This is a genomic window from Arthrobacter sp. Hiyo1 (genome assembly GCF_001263615.2).
GTDB lineage: Bacteria > Actinomycetota > Actinomycetes > Actinomycetales > Micrococcaceae > Arthrobacter.
Genome location: NZ_DF952473.1, coordinates 47,891 through 54,015 on the forward strand (window position 1 = coordinate 47,891; position 6,125 = coordinate 54,015).

Consider the following 6,125-nt stretch of genomic DNA (forward strand, 5'->3'; position numbering starts at 1 on the left):
ATCCCCGTGAGGTCCGCGCCCGTGGACGCCGAGCCGTGCAACGCGGACCAGTGGCGGCGCATCGTGAAGGCGTCGAGGAGTGCCTGCGTGGGGTGTTCGTGGGTACCGTCCCCGGCGTGATGACGGCCGCATCGATCCAGTCGGTGGCGGCCAGGCGGTGCGGAGCTCCGGAGGCCCAGTGGCGGATGACTACCGCATCGGCCCCCATGGCTGCGAGGGTCTGCGCGGTGTCCTTGAGGGACTCGCCTTTCGAAACCGAGGAACCCTTGGCTGCGAAGTTGATGACGTCGGCGGACAGCCGCTTCGCCGCGGCCTCGAAGGAAATGCGGGTGCGGGTGGAGTCCTCGAAGAAGAGGTTGACCACGGTGCGGCCGCGCAGGGCGGGCAGCTTCTTGACCTCCCTGTCCCCCACTGCGGCCATCTCTTCGGCGGTGTCCAGGATCCGGATGGCGTTCTCGGCACTCAGGTTCTCGGTGGAGAGCAGGTGTTTCATGCGCCCGCCTCGATCACTACTTCATTGATGGGCTGGCCATCAACGGAATCGAGTTCCTCGAGGTGGACCCGGACCTTTTCCGAAGAAGACGTGGGCAGGTTCTTGCCGACGTGGTCCGCGCGGATCGGCAGTTCACGGTGCCCGCGGTCCACGAGGACGGCAAGGCGGACGATGCGTGGCCTGCCGAGGTCGATGATGGCGTCGAGGGCTGCCCGGATGGTGCGGCCCGAGTACAGGACGTCGTCGATGAGGACAACAACCTTGTTGTCGATGCCGGACAACGGCAGCTTGGTGGGGTATGGAGGCCTGGCGGGCTGGTGCGAAAGATCGTCACGGAACATGGTGACGTCCAGCTGACCGACAATCGCGGAAGCGTTGACGGACGGATCCGCGGCGGCGATTTTCTCTGCCAGCCGCACTGCCAGCGGATAACCGCGGCGCGGGATGCCCAAAAGAACCAGGTCTTGGGAGCCTTTGTTGGCTTCGAGGATCTCGTGGGCGATACGAGTGAGCGCACGATCGATATCCGCGTGGTTGAGAACAACCCGGGACGGCACCGGCGCAGTGACTTCAGTCATCGCTCGTCTCCCCTTTCCCCGCCTCACGGGACGGAATTAAAAAAGGAACATTTGCTCTTCAAAATTACCACAGGGCTCAGGCCTGCCGGACGCGCCCGGGGCCAGGGCGCTGCGTTTTAGCTCACAGTTGCGGGTACGACGAAGGGCCGGTGCCCGCGGTTTCCCGTGGCTCCGGCCCTTCGTCTGCTTCCAATGCCGCTTATGCAAGCAGTGAAGGCTTCAGCGTCTGCAAGCGGCCGAGGAGGCCGTTGATGAACGCAGGAGATTCGTCGGTGGACATGACCTTGGCCAGGGCTACCGCTTCGCTGACTGCTACGCCGTCAGGCACGTCGTCGTTGTAGAGGAGTTCCCAGGCGCCGATCCGCAGGATGATGCGGTCTACCGCCGGCATCCGCTCCAAGGTCCAGCCCTGGGCGTAGGTCTGCAGGAACTCGTCGATGGTGGGCTGCATGGCAACCACGCCTTCCACGATGTCCACCGTGTACGGGTTGACGACGAGGTCGGTCATTTCCCGGCGGGCCTTCAAGACCTCGAAAGCGGAGGCGGAACGCTGCTCCGCCTCGAACAGTACTTCGAGGGCCCTGTTACGGGCCTTACCACGGGCGCTCACTAGTCGTTGACCCGGCCCAGGTAGCTGCCGTCGCGGGTGTCGACCTTGACCTTGGTGTTGTTCTCAACGAAGAGGGGCACCTGGATCTCGTAGCCGGTCTCGAGGGTAGCCGGCTTGGTTCCGGCCGAGGAGCGGTCGCCCTGCAGGCCCGGCTCGGTGTAGGTGATTTCGAGGACAACGCTCGGGGGCAGTTCGATGTAGAGCGGGGTGCCCTCGTGGATGGCGATGTTGACCATCTGGTTTTCCAGCATGAAGTTGGTGGCGTCGCCTACCGTGGCACCGGAAACCGTGATCTGGTCGAAGTCCTGGGTGTCCATGAACACGAAGTCCGCGCCGTCCTGGTACAGGTACTGGTAGTCGCGGCGGTCAACCGTGGCGGTTTCGATCTTGAGGCCGGCGTTGAAGGTCTTGTCGACCACTTTGCCCGACATGACGTTGCGCATCTTCGTGCGCACGAACGCGCCGCCCTTGCCCGGCTTGACGTGCTGGAACTCAATGATGTTCCAGAGCTGGCCCTCGAGCTTCAGCACGGTTCCATTCTTGATGTCATTTGTGGTTGCCACTAGTATCCTCTGGTTTCTCTCACTGGTGCTAGCTACTGCTTTAGCTACTGGTTTAGCTTCCAGCCGACTATGCCAAGCAGGCATGCCGTGACGGCCGCCAGCGCGTATTTATCAAAAATCCAAAGTCCATTCTACCGGCAAAATGCGCCGAGCCTGGCCGCGCCCGTGTCAGGAGGCGAACTCGAGGACGTTCCGGGCGCGCTGCAGGGCCACAGCAGAGGAGTAGATCAGCGAAGCGTCGGCCGCCAAGGCGACCCGCAGGTCCAAGGCCTTCGTAAACGATTCTGCAGCGGCGACGTGATTGCCGGCCACAAAATAGGCCCGCCCCAAATATTGGTGGACGACAGGTTCCTTGGCGGTGCCGTGGACTTCGCCCAGGAGTTGGCGGAAGAGCTCCACGGCCCGGTCAAAGCGGTTGGTGGCACGGTGCAGTTCGGCCTCGAAGATCCGCAATTTGAACGACTCGGGATCGTTGTAGCGCGCCTCGGCCAACAACTCGGCGGCTTCACCCGGGTGGCCTTCGAGCATGAGGGCCATGATGCGGTCGGCCGGATCGCTCGACTCGGCCAGTGCTGACTGCATGGCTTCCTCGTTGACGATGGCCGGCAGGAGGGTGTCAGGGTTGGTGCGCACGCCGGGGAATCCGCCCGTGGGCCAATCGCTGATGCTGCTGAAGGTCTCGGTGGTCATGATGCGATCTCCTGGTAGGCAGCGAAGAGCAACGAGGTGTCCGGGACGTCAAGGATTCCGGGCTTTGCGACGCCGTCGAGCACCACGAAGCGCAAGAGGTCTCCGCGGGATTTCTTGTCACGGCGCATGCCGTCCAGCAGGCCCTGCCAGCGGTCCCGGCGGTAGGTGACCGGCAACCCGAGTCCCTCCAGGATGGTGCGGTGCCTGTCGGCGTCGACGTCGGAAAGCCGGCCGACGCTGCGGGCGAGCTCGGCGGCAAACATCATGCCGACCGAAACCGCTGCGCCGTGGCGCCACGAGTAGCGTTCCACGAGTTCGATCGCATGGCCAAGGGTGTGCCCGTAGTTGAGGATTTCACGCAGGCCGGATTCCTTGAGGTCTTCGGAAACCACCTTCGCTTTGACCGCGATGGCGCGTTCGATGAGCTCGCGGAGCACCGCCGAGCCTGGATCGGTGACTTCCTCCGGCTTGTTTTCGACGAGTTCCAGGATGGCGGGATCGGCAATGAATCCGCACTTGATGACCTCCGCCATTCCGGAGATCAACTCGTTCTTGGGCAGCGTCTGGAGTGTGTCCAGGTCCGCGAGGACAGCCGCGGGCGGATGGAAGGAACCTACCAGGTTCTTGCCTTCGGCCGTGTTGATGCCGGTCTTGCCGCCAACCGATGCGTCCACCATACCGAGGAGGCTCGTGGGCATGTGGATGACCTTGACGCCGCGCAGCCACGTTGCGGCGACGAATCCGCCGAGGTCGGTGACCGCGCCGCCGCCGACCGCCACGATGGCGTCGGAGCGGGTGAAGTCGTTCTGGCCAAGCACTTGCCAGCAGAAGGCGGCAACCTGGATGTGCTTGCCTTCTTCGGCGTCGGGGATCTCGGCTGTGAGGGCCGTGAACCCGGCAGCCTCGAGTTCGGCGCGGACCGTATCGCCCGTGAGGCGCAGGGCACGAGGGTGGATCACGAGAACCCGCCGGACCCGCTCGCCCAGCTTCGCGGGAAGGGTCTCCAGGAGCCCGCGCCCGACAACGACGTCATAGTTCTCGTTGGCGGACTGGCCAGTGACCTTGATGACAGTTGCTTCGTTGCTCACTTTTGCACTTCCTCTTTCAAGGCCGCGTATTCACGCAGTCTTTCCTCCACGTGGAGGGCGATTTCCGCCACTGTCCCGGACCGGACGTCGACGATGATGTCTGCAAGGCGTTCATAGACTGGACGCCGGGCGGCAAAAAGGGTCTCCCAGCGGGCCATGGCGTCGCCGGCCAGGAGTGGCCGGCCTGTGTTGCGGGCAATGCGCTCGGCGACAGTCTCGGCGTCGCACTCAAGGTAGATCACGGTGCAGTCGCCCAGCAGCTGCTGCGTGCCCGAATCGAGCACTGCGCCGCCACCCAGCGAGACTACGGCACGGTTGATGTTCGCAGCGTCGACGGCGCGTGCCACCGTCCTGGCCTCGATCTCCCGGAATGCGTGTTCTCCGCGACCGGCGAAAATATCCGCAATCGTGCCGTGGTGCTCAACGATGACGGCGTCCGTGTCCACGAAGGGCACGCCCAATTGTTGGGCGAGTTGCTGGCCGATGACCGACTTGCCGACGGCCATTGGCCCAACCAAAACGATCGCGCGCCCATAACCGGCGCCCGAGTTACCGCGGACCACTAGTGGCCGACCGAGTCCAGGGTTGCCGGGATGCTGTCCAGGTAACCCCGAAGGTTCCGGGCGGTCTCAGCGACCGAGTCACCGCCGAACTTCTCGGCAACGGCCTCGGCCAACACCAGGGCAACCATGGCCTCGGCCACGACACCCGCCGCCGGAACGGCACAGACGTCGGAGCGCTGGTGGTGCGCCTTGGCTGCCTCACCGGTGCTCACGTCAATGGTCTTCAACGCACGCGGGACGGTGGCGATGGGCTTCATGGCGGCACGGACACGAAGGACTTCGCCGATGCTCATGCCGCCTTCGATGCCACCGGCCCGGTTGGTCTTGCGGACGATCCGGCCGGTCTCGTCCTTGACGATTTCATCGTGCGCGGCGGAGCCACGGCGGGCCGCTGTCAGGAAGCCATCGCCGACTTCGACGCCCTTGATTGCCTGGATGCCCATCAGGGCAGCGGCCAGGCGGGAGTCGAGGCGACGGTCCCAGTGCACGTAGCTTCCGAGTCCCGGCGGAAGGCCGTAGGCCAGGACTTCGACAACACCGCCGAGGGTCTCGCCTTCCTTGTGTGCTGCGTCGACCTCGGCCACCATGGCGTCGGAGGTCTCCCGGTCGAAACAACGCAGAGGATCGGCGTCGAGGGCCAGGACGTCGGACGGCACGGGCAGGGGGCGGCCCTCGGGCACGGTCACGCTCGCGATGGATACGGTGTGGCTCACGAGCTCGATGCCAAGCTGCTTCAGGAATTGCGAAGCGACGGTACCCAAGGCGACACGCGTGGCGGTCTCGCGGGCGCTGGCGCGTTCCAACACAGGGCGGGCCTCAGGGAATCCGTACTTCTGCATGCCTGTGAAGTCCGCATGGCCGGGCCGCGGACGTGTCAACGGCGCATTGCGGGCTTGGTCCGCGAGGACTGCGGGGTCCACCGGGTCGGCAGACATGATCTGCTCCCATTTGGGCCATTCGGTGTTGCCGATCTGGATCGCGACGGGGCCACCCTGCGTCACGCCGTGCCTGACGCCGCCAAGGATGGTCACTTCGTCCTGCTCGAACTTCATCCGGGCGCCGCGGCCATAGCCGAGACGGCGACGCGCCAAGGCGTCACGTATTTCCTCGCTGGTGAGTTCAACACCGGCGGGGACGCCTTCAACAATTCCGAGCAGTGCCGGGCCATGGGATTCACCGGCAGTCAACCAACGCAACATATATCCAATCCTGCCATGTAAGGCCCTTACTAGACCCGCCGGGGAAGCCCGACTGAGTCACACATCACATCTATGACATCGGCGGTGACGTCGGCTCCTGAAAACAAACGGATTTGCTCCACGGCCTGATAGAGCAACATCTCGAGGCCCGGAACCACCACTCCGCCCCGCGAACGCCATGCTTCGGCAATACGGCTGGGCCAAGGATCGTAGGCCACATCGAGCAGCACACCTGTGCCGACGTCGGGAAGCGTGCCGTCGGGAAGCTGCCCAAGCTGCGCCGCAATGCCGTCCGCCGCCCGCGGCGGAAGCGTGGAGATCACCAGATCCGCTCCTGCCAT

General features: G+C 64.4%; 7 protein-coding genes and 2 pseudogenes. All 9 read right to left on the reverse strand.

From position 1 onward, the window contains the following. Positions 1-493: pseudogene (locus AHiyo1_RS15800) on the reverse strand (aspartate carbamoyltransferase); the annotation flags it as partial. Further along, positions 490-1,071, reverse strand: coding sequence for a bifunctional pyr operon transcriptional regulator/uracil phosphoribosyltransferase PyrR (gene pyrR / locus AHiyo1_RS15805; protein WP_059389191.1), 582 nt, complete (start codon positions 1,069-1,071; stop codon positions 490-492). The gene pyrR and the pseudogene AHiyo1_RS15800, both read right to left, overlap by 4 nt. 199 nt (positions 1,072-1,270) lie before the next feature. Beyond that, positions 1,271-1,681 (reverse strand): transcription antitermination factor NusB, encoded by a 411-nt coding sequence (gene nusB, locus AHiyo1_RS15810; RefSeq protein ID WP_059389192.1) that lies wholly within the window; start codon positions 1,679-1,681, stop codon positions 1,271-1,273. Further along, complete coding sequence (gene efp, locus AHiyo1_RS15815) at positions 1,681-2,244, reverse strand: elongation factor P (RefSeq protein WP_028267136.1); 564 nt, start codon at positions 2,242-2,244, stop codon at positions 1,681-1,683. The genes nusB and efp overlap by 1 nt, the downstream gene beginning before the upstream one ends. Before the next feature lie 168 nt (positions 2,245-2,412). Beyond that, entirely contained in the window at positions 2,413-2,934 is a 522-nt protein-coding gene (locus AHiyo1_RS15820; protein WP_059389193.1) for a tetratricopeptide repeat protein, read from the reverse strand. After that, complete coding sequence (gene aroB, locus AHiyo1_RS15825) at positions 2,931-4,022, reverse strand: 3-dehydroquinate synthase (RefSeq protein WP_059389194.1); 1,092 nt, start codon at positions 4,020-4,022, stop codon at positions 2,931-2,933. Before aroB ends, AHiyo1_RS15820 begins: the two co-directional genes overlap by 4 nt. Beyond that, the gene (locus AHiyo1_RS15830) at positions 4,019-4,585 is read right to left on the reverse strand and encodes a shikimate kinase (RefSeq protein WP_275937070.1); all 567 of its coding nucleotides are present in this window, start codon (positions 4,583-4,585) and stop codon (positions 4,019-4,021) included. Before AHiyo1_RS15830 ends, aroB begins: the two co-directional genes overlap by 4 nt. Then, on the reverse strand, positions 4,585-5,784 hold the full coding sequence (gene aroC, locus AHiyo1_RS15835) for a chorismate synthase (protein WP_059389196.1): 1,200 nt from the start codon (positions 5,782-5,784) through the stop codon (positions 4,585-4,587). Before aroC ends, AHiyo1_RS15830 begins: the two co-directional genes overlap by 1 nt. 29 nt (positions 5,785-5,813) lie before the next feature. Continuing rightward, positions 5,814-6,125, reverse strand: a pseudogene (locus tag AHiyo1_RS26995) (shikimate dehydrogenase); the annotation flags it as partial.

Excerpts from the sequence above, each read along its gene's own strand:
- pyrR (WP_059389191.1), bottom strand. The coding sequence starts at position 1,071 with ATGACTGAAGTCACTGCGCCGGTGCCGTCCCGGGTTGTTCTCAACCAC.
- AHiyo1_RS15820 (WP_059389193.1), bottom strand. The coding sequence starts at position 2,934 with ATGACCACCGAGACCTTCAGCAGCATCAGCGATTGGCCCACGGGCGGA.
- aroC (WP_059389196.1), bottom strand. The coding sequence starts at position 5,784 with ATGTTGCGTTGGTTGACTGCCGGTGAATCCCATGGCCCGGCACTGCTC.